At 58.5% G+C, this 20055-nt stretch carries 20 protein-coding genes, 1 tRNA gene and 1 riboswitch; of the genes, 8 read left to right on the top strand and 13 right to left on the bottom strand.

The genetic code is table 11. The features are described 5' to 3' along the window. Positions 1 to 196 precede the first annotated feature (196 nt). Positions 197 to 272, top strand: a tRNA-Thr gene (locus ACXAGD_RS16705). A gap of 615 nt (positions 273 to 887) precedes the next feature. On the opposite strand, the gene ACXAGD_RS16700 is transcribed toward ACXAGD_RS16705, so the two are convergent. The 7 genes from ACXAGD_RS16700 to ACXAGD_RS16670 all read right to left on the bottom strand — a co-directional run bounded on the left by ACXAGD_RS16700 (position 888) and on the right by ACXAGD_RS16670 (position 7528). Further along, entirely contained in the window at positions 888 to 1784 is an 897-nt protein-coding gene (locus ACXAGD_RS16700; protein WP_475212022.1) for a hypothetical protein, read from the bottom strand. 486 nt (positions 1785 to 2270) lie between these two features. Next, positions 2271 to 4199 (bottom strand): 1-deoxy-D-xylulose-5-phosphate synthase, encoded by a 1929-nt coding sequence (dxs, locus tag ACXAGD_RS16695; RefSeq protein ID WP_475212021.1) that lies wholly within the window; start codon positions 4197 to 4199, stop codon positions 2271 to 2273. A 16-nt stretch (positions 4200 to 4215) separates the two neighbouring features. Next, a complete protein-coding gene (locus tag ACXAGD_RS16690; protein WP_475212020.1) occupies positions 4216 to 5082 on the bottom strand; it encodes a polyprenyl synthetase family protein in 867 nt (288 codons plus the stop codon). Further along, a complete protein-coding gene (locus ACXAGD_RS16685; protein WP_058272726.1) occupies positions 5083 to 5325 on the bottom strand; it encodes an exodeoxyribonuclease VII small subunit in 243 nt (80 codons plus the stop codon). Then, positions 5322 to 6248 carry a histone deacetylase family protein gene (locus tag ACXAGD_RS16680; protein ID WP_475212019.1) on the bottom strand — a complete coding sequence of 309 codons (927 nt, stop codon included), beginning with the start codon at positions 6246 to 6248 and terminating at the stop codon, positions 5322 to 5324. Before ACXAGD_RS16680 ends, ACXAGD_RS16685 begins: the two co-directional genes overlap by 4 nt. Before the next feature lie 69 nt (positions 6249 to 6317). Further along, positions 6318 to 7019 carry a response regulator gene (locus ACXAGD_RS16675; protein ID WP_475212018.1) on the bottom strand — a complete coding sequence of 234 codons (702 nt, stop codon included), beginning with the start codon at positions 7017 to 7019 and terminating at the stop codon, positions 6318 to 6320. After that, positions 7016 to 7528, bottom strand: a complete 513-nt coding sequence (locus ACXAGD_RS16670) for a MarR family winged helix-turn-helix transcriptional regulator (RefSeq protein ID WP_475212017.1) — start codon at positions 7526 to 7528, stop codon at positions 7016 to 7018. Before ACXAGD_RS16670 ends, ACXAGD_RS16675 begins: the two co-directional genes overlap by 4 nt. A gap of 159 nt (positions 7529 to 7687) precedes the next feature. Here ACXAGD_RS16670 and ACXAGD_RS16665 point away from each other — a divergent pair, with 159 nt between their 5' ends. The 4 genes from ACXAGD_RS16665 (at position 7688) to ACXAGD_RS16650 (ending at position 11808) form a co-directional block, all read left to right on the top strand. Continuing rightward, positions 7688 to 8554, top strand: a complete 867-nt coding sequence (locus ACXAGD_RS16665; RefSeq protein ID WP_475212016.1) for a branched-chain amino acid aminotransferase — start codon at positions 7688 to 7690, stop codon at positions 8552 to 8554. Between the two features lie 126 nt (positions 8555 to 8680). Further along, complete coding sequence (locus tag ACXAGD_RS16660) at positions 8681 to 9631, top strand: AraC family transcriptional regulator (RefSeq protein WP_475212015.1); 951 nt, start codon at positions 8681 to 8683, stop codon at positions 9629 to 9631. Positions 9632 to 9740: 109 nt separating this feature from the next. Continuing rightward, positions 9741 to 10106: an SPW repeat domain-containing protein gene (locus ACXAGD_RS16655; RefSeq protein ID WP_475212014.1), complete on the top strand. Its 366-nt coding sequence runs from the start codon at positions 9741 to 9743 to the stop codon at positions 10104 to 10106. A gap of 133 nt (positions 10107 to 10239) precedes the next feature. Beyond that, complete coding sequence (locus tag ACXAGD_RS16650; RefSeq protein WP_475212013.1) at positions 10240 to 11808, top strand: alkaline phosphatase D family protein; 1569 nt, start codon at positions 10240 to 10242, stop codon at positions 11806 to 11808. 417 nt (positions 11809 to 12225) lie between these two features. Here the strand turns inward: ACXAGD_RS16650 and cobO are convergent, their stop codons facing one another. The 5 genes from cobO to ACXAGD_RS16625 form a co-directional block, all read right to left on the bottom strand. Continuing rightward, a complete protein-coding gene (cobO, locus tag ACXAGD_RS16645; RefSeq protein ID WP_475212012.1) occupies positions 12226 to 12825 on the bottom strand; it encodes a cob(I)yrinic acid a,c-diamide adenosyltransferase in 600 nt (199 codons plus the stop codon). A 57-nt stretch (positions 12826 to 12882) separates the two neighbouring features. Next, positions 12883 to 13818: a DMT family transporter gene (locus tag ACXAGD_RS16640; protein WP_475212011.1), complete on the bottom strand. Its 936-nt coding sequence runs from the start codon at positions 13816 to 13818 to the stop codon at positions 12883 to 12885. 32 nt (positions 13819 to 13850) lie between these two features. Beyond that, entirely contained in the window at positions 13851 to 14525 is a 675-nt protein-coding gene (locus tag ACXAGD_RS16635) for an HD domain-containing protein (RefSeq protein ID WP_475212010.1), read from the bottom strand. Continuing rightward, positions 14509 to 15609, bottom strand: a complete 1101-nt coding sequence (aroC, locus tag ACXAGD_RS16630) for a chorismate synthase (protein ID WP_475212009.1) — start codon at positions 15607 to 15609, stop codon at positions 14509 to 14511. The genes ACXAGD_RS16635 and aroC overlap by 17 nt, the downstream gene beginning before the upstream one ends. A gap of 93 nt (positions 15610 to 15702) precedes the next feature. Beyond that, positions 15703 to 16143, bottom strand: a complete 441-nt coding sequence (locus ACXAGD_RS16625; protein WP_475212008.1) for a 6,7-dimethyl-8-ribityllumazine synthase — start codon at positions 16141 to 16143, stop codon at positions 15703 to 15705. Between the two features lie 75 nt (positions 16144 to 16218). Next, a riboswitch (FMN riboswitch) is annotated at positions 16219 to 16417 on the bottom strand. A 112-nt stretch (positions 16418 to 16529) separates the two neighbouring features. Here ACXAGD_RS16625 and ACXAGD_RS16620 point away from each other — a divergent pair. Next, positions 16530 to 17138: a glutathione S-transferase gene (locus tag ACXAGD_RS16620; protein ID WP_475212007.1), complete on the top strand. Its 609-nt coding sequence runs from the start codon at positions 16530 to 16532 to the stop codon at positions 17136 to 17138. 53 nt (positions 17139 to 17191) lie between these two features. Here ACXAGD_RS16620 and ACXAGD_RS16615 read toward each other — a convergent pair whose 3' ends face one another. Then, entirely contained in the window at positions 17192 to 17638 is a 447-nt protein-coding gene (locus ACXAGD_RS16615) for a c-type cytochrome (RefSeq protein ID WP_475212006.1), read from the bottom strand. A 473-nt stretch (positions 17639 to 18111) separates the two neighbouring features. Between ACXAGD_RS16615 and petA the strand changes: the two genes are divergently transcribed. Both petA and petB read left to right on the top strand, forming a co-directional pair. Next, positions 18112 to 18696, top strand: coding sequence for a ubiquinol-cytochrome c reductase iron-sulfur subunit (petA, locus tag ACXAGD_RS16610; protein WP_475212005.1), 585 nt, complete (start codon positions 18112 to 18114; stop codon positions 18694 to 18696). 14 nt (positions 18697 to 18710) lie between these two features. Continuing rightward, positions 18711 to 20042: a cytochrome b gene (gene petB, locus ACXAGD_RS16605; RefSeq protein WP_475212004.1), complete on the top strand. Its 1332-nt coding sequence runs from the start codon at positions 18711 to 18713 to the stop codon at positions 20040 to 20042. Positions 20043 to 20055: the final 13 nt, after the last annotated feature.

The raw sequence follows: 20055 nt of genomic DNA, 5'->3' as shown, positions 1-20055 counted from the left end.
TAATGATTGTACGACAATCCCGAAAATGCGCCGTTACAATATCTTCACAATCCGAACCTGCTGGGCTTGTGACTAGCGCAACGAAGTGCTGGAAGCGTGAGGCGCGAAAACTGAAGCACGGTATAACCAGCAGGAAGAAATCCCATAGATCGAGTCTTGCACGAGCACCCTCGACCGTTTAAACGATCCTTCGCTTGCCTCAATAGCTCAGCTGGTAGAGCAGGTCCTTCGTAAGGACAAGGTCGGGGGTTCGAGTCCCTCTTGAGGCACCATCTTTCCAAGAAACGATGCTGAAAAGCACAAGACTTACAGGTCCCAACTCCGTTATACCCAAGTAGCTTCTCGGCTTTTGGTGACCGATGTCTATGGGATGGCCGCGTCTTCATCCCTGACGTCGTCTTCACCTTAAAGAAATGGGCTTCTGAGTATCGGGGTTTGGTGCAGTAAGGTAACAGGTCAAGCGCCAAACGCCGGAAGGAAGGCTGCGGGCAGTTTCAACTAACCTGGCCTGAGCAAATAAACGCCGCCTGCGTTGCAAGTTTCCGCTGCGTAAAATTGCACCGACTTTGCAACTTCAGAAGTTTGGTCTACTCGGAGGAAACCATTTTGATGGGGGTCAAAATGAAACTAAACGCGTTTGAAATCTGTTGCATTCTGCTGGCCAGCGCAGTGGCGGCGGCCGGGTTTATCGAAGCTGCGAACGCAGTGATTTCTGCTATCTGAACCTTTCGAACACTTAGCGTCCTGATAGGGGCATTGGGTTCCTCTTTGACGTCCGTGGCGCCTACTAAAAGCGCATTTCCTTAACTGCACAGGTCTGGGGGCGAAACTCCCGGGGCATATTCGATGCGGAATTTCGTAAACTCGCTTCCACTGATGATAACCGGTCACCCATCAAGAACCTCACCATCAGCAAAGCAGGAATCGTCGATGATCTTAAATTGCTGAATCTTGTAGCGTCCAAACCAGGCGATGCCTGAGACAAGCCCTTTGACGACGCGAATGTTGATCGTGTCTGTTTCCTTCAGCATCTCTTGCACCTTGTCGGACGACTCGTGGAAAAGTGCGTCGCACGCAAGTTTGAGGTCGACCTGTTCAAATGGGACTTTGGTATTCCCGCGTCGGCCAAATGTGAACGTAAGCCCCTTGTCGGTTTTATTATACTGAACAGGCGACCAGCCCGTCAGCGGTCCAGGGTAGCTCCAATCGAAAACCAGTTGTTCATCGAAGGCGCGACATGTCCCGTCTTGGACCTTCACCGGAAAGATGTCAGTAGGGGTACCGTCTTCTACTTCAAAGAACCGAAAGCCAAGGCGGTAAATATCGTTGCGCGTGGCCCCTTCGGGTGGGGCCGGCAACTTTGTCAGTACCGAGCCACAAAGGGATCGCAGCAACTCACCGGTAATGGTGAAAGTGCTTTTGCCTGACGTGCCGACAAGGATGGGGTTTACTTTCATGTCGAGCGCATACTCGTCGTACATGATGGACCAGGTCGGATCCAAGCTCTGCCAGGTCAGGTCGCCACTAGTATATACCGGACCTGCCTTCCCAGCTGGTCTATTGCTCACCAAGTAAGGTTTGGCGAATAGTGCCAGCAGACCCAAGGCGCCGCAGATCAGAAGAAGCTTAAAGGGAAACTTCTTTTTCGGGGGTGGCCTTGAGGGAATATGCGTGGCCTGCACTTCGGCTCCGATGGGCTCGGGGCCTGTTGAATTACTATCCGGTGACACGTGCTGAATTGCTCCGTAAGCCCATTGTTGCAACAGGACTTTTTCTGAGCCCATTGTTTATTCGGCCAAAGTAAGAAACTCCTGCGGCCGACGCAATCGACCATGTCGGGTGCAAGGTTTCGGAATGGTTCTGCGCCAGCTTGATTGCGGTCCAAAGCGCGGCCAAGACAAATTGAACGTCTTTCCTAAAACAATGTCTCTGCGAATGTGATCCGCATTACTGACGGCCCTGTCGAACCGGTCAATACTGGGTGCAGTTACTGAGTTAGCGCTCATAGTATTTTAAGAGCGCAGTTTTCATTATCCTCCCTGTGGACTGGGCGCGCTTATTATTAAGTGCGTCCTTTTTTGTCCGAAGAGAGTAAATTCTCATTTCCTCCAAAGTGGTTCCTACCGAACGCTGCCCAGATCGTCTGCCGTCTTTCCCTGCGCCCGCCGAGGGGAAATCGTCATCACTGCCTGCGAAGGGGCGTGTTTAGATACCAAGCAAAACGGGCCTTCAGCCAAACACTAAGGCTGCGCTTGGTGCTTCCCTCCGCCTTAGGCGCGTTTTTCACCGATCGTCGTCACGCCCAGCACCGACAACACCTTGGCCTCGATCTGTTCGGCGTTCATCCCTGCAACAGCGTACATATCTGCCGGGCTGGCCTGATCGATGAAGATGTCCGGCAGCACCATCGAGCGGTATTTCAAACCGTGATCGAACACGCCCTCATCCGCCAAAAGTTGCGCCACGTGGCTACCGAACCCGCCAATTGCGCCTTCTTCGATGGTGATGAGCGCTTCATGGTTTGCCGCGAGGTCCAGAACCAGCTCACGATCCAAGGGTTTGGCAAAACGAGCATCGGCAATGGTGGGTGTGATCCCCCGAGCCGAGAGCGCCTCGGCAGCTTTCTGAACCTCAGCCAAACGGGTGCCGAAGGACAACAGCGCCACGCGAGCGCCCTTCTGGATCATCCGACCTTTGCCAATTTCCAGTACCTCGCCGCGTTCGGGCAGATCGACGCCAACGCCCTCACCGCGCGGATAGCGGAACGCGATGGGTCCGTCGTTATGAGCCGCAGCGGTGGCGACCATATGCACCAGTTCGGATTCGTCCGCAGCGGCCATGACGGTCATGCCGGGCAGGTTGGCGAGATAGGCGATGTCGAACGATCCCGCATGGGTGGCACCATCGGCCCCAACCAGACCTGCGCGGTCGATAGCAAACCGCACTGGCAGGCGCTGGATGGCTACGTCATGCACTACCTGATCATACCCACGTTGCAGGAAGGTGGAATACATCGCGCAGAACGGTTTCATCCCCCCGGCTGCCAATGCGGCGGCGAAGGTCACGCCGTGTTGCTCTGCAATTGCCACGTCGAAACAGCGCGAAGGGTAGCGCTCTGCAAATAGGCTTAGCCCTGTGCCGTCCGGCATCGCGGCGGTGACAGCGACAATCTTGTCATCGCGCCCGGCCTCTTCGACCAGTGTCTTGCCAAAGACCGAAGTATAAGATGGCGCGTTGGAAGGCGCTTTGTGCTGCTTGCCGGTCACTACGTCGAACTTGGCAGTTGCATGACCTTTGTCGCGGGCCTGCTCGGCAGGAGCGTAGCCTTTACCCTTTTTGGTCAGCACATGGATCAGGATCGGACCGGTTGCCCGCGCCTTCACCGTCCGCAGAACCGGCAGCAGTTGATCCATGTCGTGCCCGTCAAGGGGCCCGATATAGGAAAAACCCAGTTCTTCGAACAACGTGCCGCCCACAGCCATGCCTTTCAGCATCTCCTTGGCGCGTTTCGCACCTTCGCGGAACGGTTCGGGCAGAAGCGAGACCGCACCTTTGGCGGCGGCTTTTAGATCGTGAAACGGGGCCTCGGTGTAAATCCGCGACAGATAGTTGGACAGCGCACCCACAGGCGGCGCAATGCTCATCTCATTGTCGTTGAGGATGACAATCAGGCGTTTGCCAAGATGACCCGCATTGTTCATCGCCTCGAACGCCATACCGGCGGACATCGAGCCATCGCCGATCACAGCAATCGCATCGCCCAACCCTTCGGGTGTCACACCGCCCAGATCGCGGGCGACGGCAAAACCCAGCGCGGCACTGATCGAGGTTGAACTGTGCGCCGCGCCGAACGGGTCATAGGGGCTTTCGCTGCGTTTGGTGAACCCACTCAGGCCGTCTTTCATACGCAGGGTGCGGATACGGTCGCGTCGTTCAGTCAGGATTTTATGCGGATAGCACTGGTGGCCGACGTCCCAGATGATCTTGTCGCGCGGCGTGTCAAAGACAGCGTGCAGCGCCGTGGTCAACTCGACCACTCCAAGACCTGCGCCCAGATGCCCGCCGGTGACGGACACAGCCGAGATCGTCTCGGCCCGCAATTCTTGCGCCACCTGATGCAACTGTGCGTCCGAAAACTGCTTGAGATCCGTAGGGCGGTTCACAAGGTCCAGCAGGGGCGTATTCGGGCGGTCAGACATTTGGCGCGTTCCTGGCTTAGCTGTCCCGGGCAATAACGAAGCGGGCGGCGTCCTTCAAGGTTTCAGCCGAGGATCCGTACCCATCCATCGCCGCGCAGGCCTCATCGATCAGCTCGGCAGCGCGGGCCTTGGCCGCAGTTAGACCCAGCAGGGATACAAACGTCGCCTTGCCGGCTTCGGCGTCCTTTTGCAGGCGTTTTCCCGCCTTTTCGGCATCACCTTCCACATCAAGGATGTCATCCGCGATCTGAAAAGCAAGCCCAAGGGCTTGGGCATATTGGCGCAAGGGTTCCGGATCAGCTTGCGCCAACCGAGCCCCCGCGCAGGCCGACCATTCGATTAGCGCCCCGGTTTTGCCCGCCTGCAGGCGCGTGATTTCGTCAAGCGACAGCGGAGTCGCCGCCGACTCCGCCGCAATATCCAGCGCCTGACCCAGCACCATGCCTTGCGCTCCGCTGGCTTTGGCCAGTGTCAGGGCGAGATTTGCACGGACGTCGGCAACTCCCACCTCGGGCCGGGTGCACAGTTCGAACGCCAGCGTCTGCAACGCATCTCCGGCCAGAACGGCAGTGCCTTCATCCCATTTCACATGCACAGTCGGACGCCCGCGTCGCATTTCATCGTCATCCATGCAGGGCAGGTCGTCATGCACCAAAGAATAAGCATGCAGGGCCTCAATCCCTGCGGCAGGCCAGATTGCGCGGTCTGCATCCACGCCATGCAGCCGTGCGCTTTCCAGCACCAGAAACCCGCGCAACCGCTTGCCGCCTTCTGTGGCATAGGCCATTGCCCGGGTCACATCCAGATCGTCCAACGCGCCCAGAACCAGATCAAAATGGCTCTGAATCCGCGCCGCATCTTGCGCTAGCTTTTCGCGAAACATTTACTGACCTTCGACAGGCGTCGTCCCGGTCGGCTGACCATTGGCATCCAGAGTGATAGCGGCCACTTTTTCCTCGGCCCGCTTCAGTTCATCCTCACAGCGTTTTTTCAGCGCAGCGCCTCGCTCGTAAAGCGCGATCGACTGGTCCAGCGCCACGTCGCCACGTTCCAACTGGCCAACCACGGCTTCAAGCTCTTTCATCGCCTGTTCGAATGTCATTTGATCAACGGGGGTATCGGTCATCGGGCTGCCTTCATCAATTCTTCCACATGGGCGCGTGTGGCCTCGGCCAGTGCGTTCAGATCATACCCGCCTTCCAGAGTCGAGACGATACGTCCCTCACACATCTCGTCGGCAATCTTGCACAGCTCTGCCGTGATCCAAGCGAAATCACCGGTGGACCAGTTCAGATTGGCCAGTGGATCATCCTGATGGGCGTCAAAACCGGCTGAGATAATGATCAGTTCCGGTTTGAAGGCGCGCAAACGTGGGAAGGCTTGCGTTTCATATGCCGCACGCATTTCCGCCCCGCCAGTTCCAGGGGCGAGAGGGATGTTAAGGACGGTCTCAAAAGCTCCGGTCTCATCCGGACGTCCAGATCCGGGCCATAACGGCATCTGTTGGCTGGTGATCACCAGTGCGCGCTTCTCATCCCACAACAAATCCTGTGTGCCATTGCCGTGATGGACATCGAAGTCAACGACGGCAACACGTTTCAATCCGTGATGATCCAACGCATGTTTCGCTGCTAGAGCGGCGTTGCCAAACAGGCAAAAGCCCATCGCTGTGTCTGTTTCCGCATGATGCCCCGGTGGCCGGATCGCACAAAACGCATTCGGAGCCTCGCCGCCCAATACCATATCCACTGCGCGCACTACGGCCCCGGCGGCACGATAGGCCGCATCGACCGAACCCGGGGACATGAACGTATCCCCGTCAATCTGGGCAAACCCCTCTTCCGGGCGCGCGCTGCGAATATCGCGGACGTAGCTTTCCGGATGCACCCGCAACAGATCATCATCTGCCGCCATGGGGGCCGTCACCCGGTTCAAATCCAGCGACTCCAGCGCGTGCAGGATGTGTTCCAACCGCGCCACCCGTTCCGGATGCCCGCCCGGCGTAACATGCCCCAAACAATCCGCATGAGTCAGTAGGGCAGTTTTCATCGGAATCCCCTGTTCATCTGGCTAAAAGTATCCTCGCTGGAGGCCAAAGTCCGCTGCCCCGCGGCCAATTCAATCTGGTGCCAGCATATATCCGGCGCCGCGTACCGTCTGCAGGTACCGAGGCTGCTTAGGGTCCTGTTCGATCTTACGGCGCAGGCGGGTGATCTGTACATCCACCGCACGCTCCTGTGCTTGACCCTTGTCGCGGCCCAGATCCTCGACCAATTTCGCACGGCTGATCGGCTCACCCGGCTGGGCCGAGAAAATCTTCATTAGCTGGCTCTCGGTTGCCGTCAAACGCACAGGCTCTTCGCCTTGCCACATCTCGCCGCGTTCCACGTCATAACGGATCGGTCCGAGGTTCAAAATTTTGGATGCAGTATCCTGCGCTGGCGTTTCCGGCATCCGTCGCAGGATCGCATTTATCCGCAGCAGCAGCTCTTTCGGTTCAAACGGCTTGGCAAGATAATCATCCGCCCCCGCCTCAAGCCCGGCAATCCGGTGCTCGGTCTCACCGCGCGCCGTCAGCAGCAGGATCGGCGTGCTATGGGTCTCGCGTAGCGTCTTTGTCAGGCTGACGCCATCCTCGCCCGGCATCATCACATCCAGCACGATCATGTCGAAGTCCAGCCCCGACAACACCCGCCTTGCGTGTGCCGCATCCCGGGCTGCGGTAACCAGAAAACCGCTCCGCATCAGGAACTTCTTGAGCAGATCACGAATACGCTCATCGTCGTCAACGATCAGCAGATGGGCGTCCATATCGCTCATGAGGTGGTATCCCGCAGTTTCGTGTAAGCATGACGCATATCAGCATCCATCATCGCTTCAAGCACTTTACGAAATCCTGACACCGCCTCGGGGCCTGCGTCCTTATAGGCGGCACGCATTCGAACGCGCTGGGCCTCGGACAATTTCGCCTCCAGCTCCTTGCCTTTTTCGGTCAGGAACAGATGCCGCTCGCGCTTGTCTACCGTGCCAACACGACTTTCGACGAGGCCATCCTCGATCAACGTCCGCAGCACCCGGTTCAGCGATTGTTTCGTCACCCCCAGAATGGCCAGCAGGTTGTTCACCGTTGTGCCAGGCGCGCGGTTGATGAAGTGAATCGCCCGGTGATGCGCCCGGCCATAGGCCATCTGCGCCAGAATGCGATCGGGGTCTGCGGTAAAGCCGCGATAAGCGAAAAACATCGCCTCGATCCCCTGCCGAAGCTGTTCGTCGGTCAAGAACAACAGGCTTTCACCGCCAAAGACTTGGGCGGGACGCGTATCCGACATAGTATGCCTCATTCGTTACTCGTGCCGAGTTTATGTCAGCGTTGTTGACATTCCAAGAGTGGACAGGTATCGAATCGCAGTTTCTGCGCAACTTTATGTCCGCATCGGACTTAATTGGCGCAACAATCGGAAAATTCAACCCAAGGCTGGAGGTTTCGCATGGCGGGGTATGATGATCGTGATGGCACCATCTGGTTGGATGGCAAACTGGTTCCATGGCGCGATGCCAATGTGCACATCCTGACTCATGCGATGCACTACGCCTCATCCGTGTTCGAGGGTGAACGCGCCTATAACGGCAAGATCTTCAAAAGCCGCGAGCATTCCGAGCGTCTGATCGCTTCGGCCGAAGCGCTGGACATGCCGATACCCTATTCGGTGGACGAGATTGAGGCCGCCAAAGAAGAAGCGCTGAAAGCCAGCGGCCTGCAGGACGCTTATGTCCGCGTGTTGGTCTGGCGCGGATCGGGCGAAGACATGGGTGTCGCATCGGCCAAGAACCCGGTTCGGATGGCAGTGGCTGTCTGGCCCTGGGGGGCCTATTACGGTGATGCCAAGATGCAGGGCGCCAAGCTGGACATCGCGGAATGGAAACGCCCAAGCCCGGAAACCATCCCGGTGCATGCCAAGGCGGCGGGTCTCTACATGATCTGCACCATCTCCAAGCACAAGGCCGAGGCCAAGGGCTGCTCGGACGCGCTGTTCATGGACTGGCGCGGTTACGTGGCCGAGGCGACCGGCGCGAACGTGTTTTTCGTCAAAGATGGTGAGGTGCATACGCCTCTGGCCGATTGCTTCCTGAACGGCATCACCCGCCAGACCGTGATCCAGATGCTGAAAGACAAGGGCATCACCGTCCACGAACGCCGCATCAAGCCCGAGGAAATGGCCGATTTCGAACAGTGCTGGCTGACCGGCACCGCTGCCGAGGTCACCCCGGTCGGGCAGATCGGCGACTACACCTTTGAGGTCGGAGACCTGACCCGCGAGATCGCCTCCGAGTACGAGGCGCTGGTCCGCTCCTGATCAGGCCGACCGACATTTTCTGGAACCCCCGCTGTTTGCGGGGGTTTTTCTTTGCCCGCCGTTCAAGACTTTGTGCAGATCGTTCAGATGGCTGGACGAAGGCGCAGCCGGGTGTAGGTTAACCCCATGTTGGACCTGCTCAGCGATATCCTCACGCGTCTGTCCCTGCGCGGGACATTCTATTTTCGCACCTCTTTCACACCGCCGTTTGGCGTTCAGGTCCCCGCCTTTGAAAATGTGGCCCGGTTTCATTTCGTTCAGCGTGGAGAGTTGAAGATTTTCGTCTCTAACACAGGCGAAACGCTGCGATTAAAGCAGGGCGACCTGATCCTGATCCCGCATGGTTCTGCCCATGCGCTGCTTTGCAATGAGGTCAAACCGATGGACGCGCTGCCGTTGGAGCAGGTTTTGGACGATGCCGGGTATCAGGGCGATGGCGTGCTGATCTATGGTGGTGAGGACAAAAGCCGCGATACACAGCTGATCTGCGGCCATTTCTCGTTCACCGGGCCGCCGGGGCGGCAGGGCACCGGGCACATGCTGATCGACCGGTTGCCGCCCTACATCCTGATCGAAAACTATGGCGAAGAGGCCGGGGCCTGGATCGAATCCACGCTGCGCATGATCGGGTCCGAAGTCAGCGGTGCCCGGATCGGCGGCGACCTGATCGCCCTGAAACTGTCCGAGGTGCTGTTCGCACAAGCCATCCGCGCCCATCTGGAACATCAAAGCCCCAGCGAATCCGCCCTTGCCGGGTTTGCCGATCCCCGCATTTCCCGCGCTCTGACCGCGTTCCATCAGGCCCCCGCGCAGGAGTGGAGCGTTGAATCGCTGGCGCGCGAGGCCGCTATGTCACGCACCGCCTTCGCCCAGCTCTTTGCCGAGAAGATGGGCACCACGCCAATGCAATACCTGACGGACTGGCGGATGCAGATCGCCTGTCATGGCTTGACCGAAAACCGCTGGAACGTGGCGGATGCGGCGGCCGAGGTCGGCTACGCCTCCGAGGCTGCGTTTTCGCGCGTGTTCAAAAAGCAGATTGGCCTGTCCCCTGCGGCGTATCGGTCCATGCACTGATAAAACTCAGTTCTGAACGATCTGCATAGTTTTACGAACGATCCGGAATTATGCGTCCGAATGCTCTTTCCTAGTTTGGGGTCATGCCAAACAAGGAAAGGAAATTTCAATGTCTGCTCGTTTCGTTACCCGCACCATCCACGCCTATCTGGATTACCCGGTCGCCTTTGCGCTGATGGGGCTGCCCTTCGTTCTGGGGCTGGGGCAATCCAACCCGATGGCCTTGTGGCTGTCTGTAGCAACCGGCGCTGCGGCCTTTGTGTTAACCGTGCTGACCGATCACCACCTCGGCGTCTGGCGGGTGCTGCCTTACAAGCTCCATCTGGCCGTCGATCTGCTGGTTGGCGTTGTGTTTCTGGCCGCGCCCAGCCTGTTTGGGTTCACGGGGCTGGATGCGATATACTACTGGCTGAACGGCGCGGCGGTGGTCGCCGTCATCTCGCTCAGCACGCCGGAAGAGGGTGTAACAGCCTGAGCAGGTTATCCACAAGTGTCACAATATCATCGTGATACTTTCAAGAATCTGAGCCGCTTGTTTTACAAACAAGCGGCTCACTGCCGCTCACCAATCGCGTGGCCCAAAAGGGTCACCAGACAGGAGAGCCACCATGACCCGAATCCTTCGCCCGAACCGCCGCGCCTTTCTGGCAAGCAGCACCGCCTTTGCCGCATCGCTGTCCATGCCTGCGATCAGCCGTGCTGCATCCCGCCCCGTCTTTACCCACGGCGTACAGTCGGGAGATGTCGACATGAGTTCGGGCATGATCTGGACCCGCACGGATCGTCCTGCGCGCGTGATGATGGAGGTCTCGACCACCGAAAGCTTTGCTGACGCCCGCCAGTTGACCCCTATGGACGCCATCCCGAACAGCGACTTCGCGGTTAAGCGGCTGGTCGAAGGGCTGCCCTCGGATCAAGATATCTTCTATCGCTTTGTGGCCGCAGATCTGAGCGACATAAAAGTCGTATCAGAGCCTATTATTGGCCAATTCCGTACTGCACCGTCCGAGCGCCGCAATATCCGCTTTGCATGGTCGGGTGATACAGCGGGGCAGGGCTGGGGTATTGATGACGAAGGGATGCGGACCTATGCGACCATGGCGCAGCACCGGCCGGATTTCTTTATCCACTCGGGCGACACGGTTTATGCCGATGGTCCGATGCAGGATGAGGTCGAAAAAGACGGTCAGCTGATCTGGAAAAACACCACGCTGATCGACGAGAAACGCAAGGTGGCCGAAACGCTGGACGAATTTCGCGCCCAGTGGAAATACAATATGATGGACGATCACGTGCGCGCGATGAACGCTGTTTGCCCGACCTTCTTTCAGTGGGATGACCATGAGGTTGTGAACAACTGGTCGGATGCCAAAGATCTGATCTCGGACGACCGCTATTCCGAGAAATCTGTGCATGTGCTGCAATCACGTGCGGGCCGTGCGTTTCACGAAATGACCCCGCTGCGGATCACGCCGGCCGAGCCTGGGCGCGTGTATCGCAAGATCGCGTATGGTCCGATGCTGGACGTGTTCTTCCTGGATCTGCGCAGCTATCGCGGGCCGAACGGACCGTCGTTGGAGGATGAAATCACCGATCAGTCCCGCATTCTGGGGGCTGAGCAGCTGGCCTGGCTGAAGCGCGAGCTTGCTGCGTCGCCGGCGACATGGAAAGTCATTGCCTCTGACATGCCCATCGGTTTGATCGTCTGGGATCGTTGGAAGGATCAGAAGGGGGCCGAGGCGATAGCGAACGGTGACAGCGGTCCGGCCAAAGGGCGCGAGTTGGAGATCGCCGACCTGCTGCGCTTCATTAAGACCGAAGGCGTCACCAATACGGTCTGGTTCACGGCTGACGTACACTATACCGCTGCGCACTTCTATGACCCTAACAAAGCGAAATTTCAGGATTTTGAGCCGTTCTGGGAGTTCGTATCCGGCCCGCTGCACGCCGGAACGTTTGGACCGAACGCGTTGGACGGGACCTTTGGACCTGAGGTGAAATTCGTCAAAGCGCCGACCGAAGAACAGGGCGCAAATCTGCCGCCCAGCGCAGGTCTTCAGTTCTTTGGCCTGGTCGATATCGACGGAACGACGCAGCAAATGACCGTACGGCTCATGGATCGTGCGGATACCGAGTTGTGGTCGGTCACATTGGACCCGCAGCCGCAGGGGATCTAGTGGGCCGCCCCAACAGCACTATTGGGGAGCGTTTTTTTACCCTTGAAATTTCCGACTAAAATAGTCAGATAACGCGTAACGCCAGATACGCAGGTATCGGCAAAAGGTTTCGAGGCGGTTTGCGGGCTTAGCGCATGAATAGGTGAGAGCCTGCCGCCGCCTCGAAAACGAATGATCGGAGTAAGACATGGGTGATCCGCTGGACGAAATCATGGCAAGGCACGAGGCAGCTACTGCCTGCGGGTGTTCCTGCGACGATGATTTTTGCGCCTATGTTGACAAGCCGCCAAAAGCAGACAGAAACCTGCCAGAAACACTACCGGCCAGCGCTGCAAGCCGCCGTGGGTCAGTCCGGTTTCTGAATGAGAACCCGGCTGGATAACAGCCCCGGGGAAGGGGCTGCATAGGCATTAAACCTCAGAAATCGACGCCACGCTGGGCTTTGATGCCAGCTTGGAACGGGTGCTTTTCTTCGGTCATTTCGGTGACCAGGTCGGCATAGTCGCGCAGCGTTTGCGGTGCATCGCGGCCTGTCAGGAACACTCTGGTTTTGTCGGACCGTTCATTCAATCCGTCGATCACCTGATCAACTGTCAGGTACTCATAGCGCAGAGCGATGTTGATCTCGTCCAGAACCACCAGATCATACTCACCGCTGGCCATCAGGGCGCGCGCCTTGTCAAAGGCGGCGTTGGCGGCGGCGATGTCACGTTCCTTGTCCTGCGTGTCCCAGGTAAAGCCTTCGCCCATCGTGTGCCAGGTCACCAGATCGCGTTCTTCGAAAAAACGGCGCTCACCGGTTTTCCACTTGCCCTTGATGAACTGCACCACGGCAACCTTTTGGCCCCAACCCAACGCCCGGATCACCACACCAAACGCGGCTGAGGATTTGCCCTTGCCCTTGCCGGTGTTGATCAGAACCAGCCCGCGTTCCGGGTCAACGGCCTCAGAGACCTTTTTGCGATGCTGGGCCTGTACCTTCTGCATCTTTTCCTTGTGATCTTGTGCGTCGCTCATGGGCGGAACCTTTCCTGATTTGCGCCCAACCTAAGCGAAGTTTGCCAAAGGTAAAGATCAGGACTTCGGGTCGGGGGCCGACTTGTCCTTGCCCCGGTCTACGCCCAATTGCCGTTCGCGCAGGATGACCAGCACGTTGCCCGCGATCACCAGTGCCGCGCCGCCCAGCATGACAAGCGTCGGCAACTCGTCGAACCAGACATAGCCGATGACAATGGCAAACAGCATGGTGGTGTAATCATATGGCGCCAACATCGAGGCCTGCCCGAAACGGTAGGAGGAAGTCACCAAAATCTGCGCAACGCCACCGATTAGCCCCATAAAGGCTAGTATTAGAGCCTGTTCCCACGTCGGCATGGTCCAACCCCAGAAGGCGGTCAGGGATGACAGCAACGTGGCGGTCAGCGAGAAATAGAACACTACCGCAGCGGGGTGATCGACCTGCACCAGTTGCCGGATGTGGATCTGCACGAAAGCACGCGCCATGGTCGCTGCCAGCACGCAGAGCGCGCCGATAGTGGCGGCGGTGTCCATGTTGTTGCCGCCTAACCGTGGCCAGATCATGATCAGAACCCCGAGCAGGCCGATGGCAACTGCGCCGATACGGATCATGCGGATACGTTCGCCCAGCATGACCGCCGCCAGAATCAGGGTAAAGATCGGAGTGGCATAGCCAATCGCAGTGACCTCGGGCAGGGGGAGCAAGCTGAGACCGGTGAAGGTCAGGCCCATTGCGCTGGTGCCCAGAACGCCGCGCCAGAAATGACCCATAGGCTTTTTGACAACCAGCCCCTGCGCCAGCTCACCCCGATAGACCAGCCAGCCGATGATCACCGGAACCGCAAAGAGCGATCGGAAGAACACCATCTCTCCGGGTGGGAAATCGACCGACAACGCTTTGACCAGCGCCTGCATGGCGGTGAACAGGACCAAAGCGCTGAGTTTCAGCGACACGGCCAACACAGGTCGATGCGATGTTAAGGGTTTTGCCATCGGCGCGACCCTGCGCCTTCGGCTGTCAAAGATCAATGTCCGCTTCGGGAATTTGACCAGTCGGTGGGCAGGGGATGACCGATCTCGTCGGCGAATTCTTCCAGAAACCGGATCATCCGTTGCGTACGTCGCCGCGCCAAATCCGCACCGCCTTCGGTCAGCATGTCATCCGGCAGCGCCAACAGCTTGACCTTCCAATGGTCGATGGAAAAGGCAAGATCGTCCAGCGGGCGGTTTGCCGCAAAAGGATCGGCCGCATCATACAGAGTCCGCCCCAAGGCGCCCGAGACGGAGAAGTTTCGCGCGACACCAATGGCCCCTAGTGCATCCAGCCGATCCGCGTCACGCAGAATGCAGGCCTCGGGTGTTTCGGGCGTGATATTTGCAGAAAAACTATGCGCTTCGATAGCATGCTGAATTGCGCTGATCTGGGTCGGGTTGTAACCAAATTCACGCAGAATAGGCTCTGAATCCTGCGCTGACTTGCGCGAGGCAAGATGGCGTTCGGGATCGTCTTTCGGCAGGTTGATTAGGTCATGCAGGTAACAGGCCGCCAGCAGCACGGAACGGTCCGTCGCCTCATCCGCGATGTTCTGAGCATTCACCCAGACCCGGTCCAGATGGGCCAAGTCATGTGCCGGATCGGTTTCCATTCGCTGCGCGACGACGGCGCGCAGGCGCGTGCGCAGATCAGCCGATCCGTCCACGGTTCTCTCCGATCTGACCGCGATGTAGCAGCAGGTGGTCCAGGATGACACAGGCCATCATTGCCTCGCCCACCGGAACAGCGCGAATGCCGACGCAGGGGTCGTGGCGGCCTTTGGTGATTATCTCGGTTTCTTCGCCCGACTTGGTAATTGTTTTGCGCGTGGTCAGGATCGACGAGGTCGGTTTGACGGCAAAGCGCACCACAACATCCTGTCCGGTCGAGATACCGCCCAGAATACCACCCGCGTGGTTCGAGCTGTATTGCGGGCCGTTCTGGCCCATGAAGATCTCATCTGCATTGGCCTCGCCGGTCAGCTCAGCGGCGGCCATGCCCTCGCCGATTTCCACGCCTTTGACAGCGTTGATCGACATCATCGCAGCGGCCAGATCAGTGTCTAACTTTGCATAAACGGGTGCGCCAAGCCCGGCGGGGACACCGCGTGCCACGACCTCGACCACGGCACCGACCGAGTTGCCGGATTTGCGCAGGTTGTCCAAATATGTGGCCCAATCGACAGCTGCCTGCGCGTCCGGTGTCCAGAACGGGTTCTGCTCGATTTGCGACCAGTCGAAATTGGCGCGGTCGATCTTGTGAGGGCCGATCTGGGTCATATACCCGGTGATCTGCACATTCGATGCGATCTGTTTGATCGCCTCACGGGCCAAGCCGCCTGCGGCCACGCGCGATGCGGTTTCACGGGCCGAACTGCGCCCGCCGCCGCGGTAGTCGCGGATGCCGTATTTCTGCCAATAGGTAATATCGGCGTGCCCTGGACGGAACTTGTCGATGATATCACCGTAGTCTTTGGATCGTTGATCGGTGTTTTCGATCATCAGCTGGACGGGCGTGCCGGTTGTCTGGCCTTCAAACACGCCGGACAGGATTTTCACCTGATCGGGTTCACGGCGCTGAGTGGTGAACTTGTTCTGCCCCGGTTTGCGCTTGTCCAGCCAGTGCTGGATCATGCCCTCGTCAATCGCCACGCCCGGAGGGCAGCCGTCAACGGTCGCACCCAAAGCCGGGCCGTGGCTTTCACCCCAGGTGGTGACGCGGAAGAGGTGTCCAAAGCTGTTCATCGACATGGGGCGTGCTCCTTTGAGGGTTGTGATTAGCGGGCAAGGCCCTTGGCCTCAAGCGGATTTGCGGTTGGGGCAGGGCGCCCCAACCTCATGTTGTCATGCCGCACGGGCCAGCATGGCGCGGGTTTCGGTGATTTTCAGCGCTGCCTGAGCGGCCTCGCGCCCTTTTTCCACGAAATGCGCGCGGTAGATGGCGTTATGGTGGTCGGTTTCCTGATACTGGTGCGGGGTCAGCGAGACCGACAGAACCGGAACGCCGGTGTCCATACCAGCCCGCATCAGGCCATCGACCACGGCTTGGGCCACAAAATCGTGCCGATAGATGCCGCCATCCACAACAAAGGCGGCACAGGCGACGGCCGCGTATTGGCCGGTTTGGGCCAGATCGCGGGCCAGCAGAGGCATCTCGAACGCGCCGGGGACGTCGAAGACATCGACTTGCTCAGCGGGAATAAGCTCCAGAAAACCGTCAAGTGCGCGATCCACGATATCGGAATGCCAGTTGGCTTTGACGAAAGCATAGCGGGTGTGTGTCATCATGATCTCCTTAGCAAAACAGACACGTCACCCAAGGCGATCACGAGCAGACGCGCCGTATCACCGGCGCGGCTAGCACGTTCTCTTCCATCCGGACTTTAACCGTCGACTCTGGCCTCTCACCAGATCTGCTGACACCCTTTAGTGGTTCCACAATTTGTCCGAAAACCGGTTCCCACTTTTCGGATCGTGGACACTGCGGGGCCGCTCGCGGGCTTACGGGTCATGCCCGCATACCGCCGGTGGGGAATTTCACCCCGCCCTGAGAACGAGGCGGAATGTGCCAAGCTGCGTTCACTTCTGCAAGAGGCTTTGCGCCCCACCCAATTGACGGCTTTTGTTTCCATGATCGTCCTGTAAGGTCGCAGCAACCAAGGAGAGCGCGAATGAAACTCTATCACAGTCCAACATCGCCCTATGTCCGCAAGGTAATGGTTTTGCTGCACGAAACCGGCCAGCTTGAGGATGTCGAGGTGCTGAACATCGCCACCACTCCGCTGGCCCCTGCAGACGAGTTGCAGGGCAAAGTGCCTCTAAGACGCATTCCGGCGCTGGAGCGACCCGATGGTCCGACCCTGTTCGATAGCCGCGTGATCTGCGCGTTTCTAGATGCGCGCGCCAAGGCAGGGATGTATCCCGACGGGGCCGGACGCTGGGATGTGCTGACGTTGGAGGCGCTGGCCGACGGCATTTTGGATTCGGCGGTAGGTATGGCATACGAGGCGCGCCTGCGTCCCGAGGACAAACAATGGGACACATGGCTGGATGCGCAATGGGACAAGATCGAACGGGCCTGTGCCGCGTTGAACCAGCGCTGGATGGCGCACCTGTCGGGTCCGCTGGATATGGGGCAGGTGGCCGTGGCCTGTGCGCTGGGCTATCTGGACCTGCGCCATGTTGCGCGGAACTGGCGCAAGGGTAACGATGCGTTGGGTGACTGGTTTTCAGCGTTCAGCGAACGGCCCAGTATGGTGGCGACCCGCCCCGAAGGCTGAGCCCGGTTTCATGAGCGCTGGCCGTGGCAGGCACGGCCAGCGCCGAATAACAGTCAGGGGGTGCTGAACGTGGCGAGATAGGCCGCGATGTCGTCGGCACCTTTTTTCAGTTTCACGCTCATGTTCGGGCGCGCGGTCTCGTCATCCAAGTATTCCTGAATGAACCCGATCGGATCCTGCGAATAAGCGGCGATGTTTTCCTGGGTCCAGACCAGACCCTCTTCGCCGGCGCGGATCATGTCATCGGTGAACATGCCTACGGGAAGCCGCTCGCTGCCGTAACGATAATCGTTCTCGGCGCCAGCGACGCGGCCGACCACCCCATAGAGATTCGGTCCGGTGATGCCGCCTTTGACCAGAACCTCACCGTCTTTGATGATCGCATGGCAGGAAGAGCAGCGGTTATAGAGTTTTTCGCCTTTGGCCGGGTCACCGGCAGCGGCGGCATGTGACGTAAGGGCAATCGTAAGGAGCAACGCAGTTGGAATGAGCTTTGGCATGGAAAACGTCCTGCTGAGGTTGGGATTAATTCGGCCCTTCGTAAATTCCCGTTAAAAGTGCAATCGAAATCAGACCTAAGTAAGCTCCTGTAAAATATCTATTTTTAACTCAGTTTTTTCCCGGTCACGGATTTCACGAAAGTGGGAAATAGCATGGCGAAAATGGGTCAGAATTTTGCAAATCAGGCAGTCCGCGATGGGGGGAAGACTGCTCCCGACGGCTCACGCGCTCCTGACCCGAATCACATGGGGGTGAAATCTGCTGATTGGCGGATTTCCCGGCTTAAGCCTGTCCAAAACTTGAAAAATCACCCCTTCGTTGTGACATGAATGCCCAGATGCGGCGTAGTGCGCGCCTATGACCGCTGGACGAACCGATTTCTCCCGGCTAGATACCCGCGTTGAGACACCGCATTCGTGCGGTGCGCGAGCTATATGCCCGTGCGCGGGCGCTAGAAATCGGAGAGAACCTCGTGTCCCACGCAGAAGACAACGAAGGCACCCGCAGAGATTTCCTCTACTACGTCGCTGGCGGCGCAGGTGTCGTTGCGACGGGTGCAGCCGTATGGCCCCTTGTCAACCAAATGAACCCCTCGGCGGATGTGCAGGCGCTGTCCTCGATCCGCGTGGACGTGAGCGGCGTTGAGCCGGGTACACAGCTGACCGTGAAATGGCTGGGTAAACCTGTGTTCATCCGTCACCGCACCGGTGCCGAGATCACCGAAGCCCAGGAGCAGGACGCCGAAGGCGTAGCTGCGCTGCCGGATCCGCTGGCGCGCAACTTCAATCTGGCTGCTGACGCGCCTGCGACCGACGCCAACCGCGTGATGCCGTCGCCCGAAGGCGAAGCACCCGGCGCCTGGATCGTTCAGATGGGCGTCTGTACTCACCTGGGTTGTGTGCCTCTGGGGGATGCCGGTGACTTTGGCGGCTGGTTCTGCCCCTGCCACGGTTCGCACTATGACCTTGCCGGTCGTATCCGCAAAGGCCCCGCGCCAGAAAACCTGCCCGTCCCGCCCGCTGAGTGGGTGGACAACAGCACCATCAAGCTCGGCTAAGGGAGACCTAACTCATGTCCGGAATTCCCCACGATCATTACGAGCCGAAGACAAACGGCGAGAAGTGGCTGAACAGCCGCCTGCCCATCGTCGGCTTGCTGTACGATACGCTCATGATCCCCACCCCCAAGAACCTGAACTGGATGTGGATCTGGGGCATCGTCCTGACTTTCTGTCTGGCGCTGCAAATCGTCACTGGTATCGTTCTGGTGATGCACTACACCCCGCATGTTGATCTGGCCTTTGCCAGCATCGAACACATCATGCGCAACGTGAATGGCGGCTACATGCTGCGTTACCTGCACATGAACGGCGCGTCGTTGTTCTTTGTTGCGGTTTATATCCACATCTTCCGTGGCCTGTTCTACGGATCATACAAAGCCCCGCGTGAGATCACGTGGATCATCGGGATGCTGATCTACCTGATGATGATGGGCACCGCCTTCATGGGCTACGTTCTTCCCTGGGGTCAGATGTCCTTCTGGGGTGCGACCGTGATCACCGGCCTGTTTGGCGCGATTCCCTTCGTGGGCGACGCGATCCAGACCTGGCTTCTGGGCGGACCCGCAGTGGACAATGCTACGCTGAACCGCTTCTTCTCGCTGCACTATCTGCTGCCGTTCGTAATTGCGGCGCTAGTGATCGTGCACATCTGGGCCTTCCACACCACCGGCAACAACAACCCCACGGGTGTTGAGGTTCGCCGCGGTTCGAAAGCCGAGGCCGAAAAAGATACGCTGCCGTTCTGGCCCTACTTTGTGATCAAGGACCTGTTCGCACTGGCCGTTATCCTGGTCGTGTTCTGGGCGGTTGTCGGCTTTATGCCGAACTATCTTGGCCACCCGGACAACTACATCGAAGCCAACCCGCTGGTGACGCCTGCACACATCGTGCCCGAATGGTACTTCCTGCCGTTCTACGCGATCCTGCGTGCCTTCACCGGTGAGGTTTGGGTTGTTCAGTTCGCCAGCTTCATCACCGGCGGTATCATCGACGCCAAGTTCTTTGGTGTGATTGCGATGTTCGGTGCGATCCTGGCTATGGCTCTGGCGCCGTGGCTGGACACTTCGACCGTGCGTTCGGGTAAGTACCGTCCGATGTTCAAATGGTGGTTCTACCTGCTGGTCATCGACTTCTTTGCCCTGATGTGGCTGGGTGCGATGCCCGCGGAAGAGCCCTATGCGACCTTCTCACTGATCGCGTCCGCCTACTGGTTCGCTTATTTCTTCGTGATCCTGCCGATCCTCGGTGTGATCGAGAAGCCTCTGGCACAGCCCGAGACCATCGAAGAAGACTTCAACGCGCATTATGGCAAGGCTGACGCCGACGCCACGCCGGCCGAGTAAGAAGAGGGACCGG

The sequence above is a fragment of the Ruegeria sp. ABF4_144 genome (assembly GCF_056160045.1).
The sequence above is the reverse complement of the archived record's forward strand: the minus strand, read 5'-3'. Positions and strand labels throughout refer to the sequence as shown.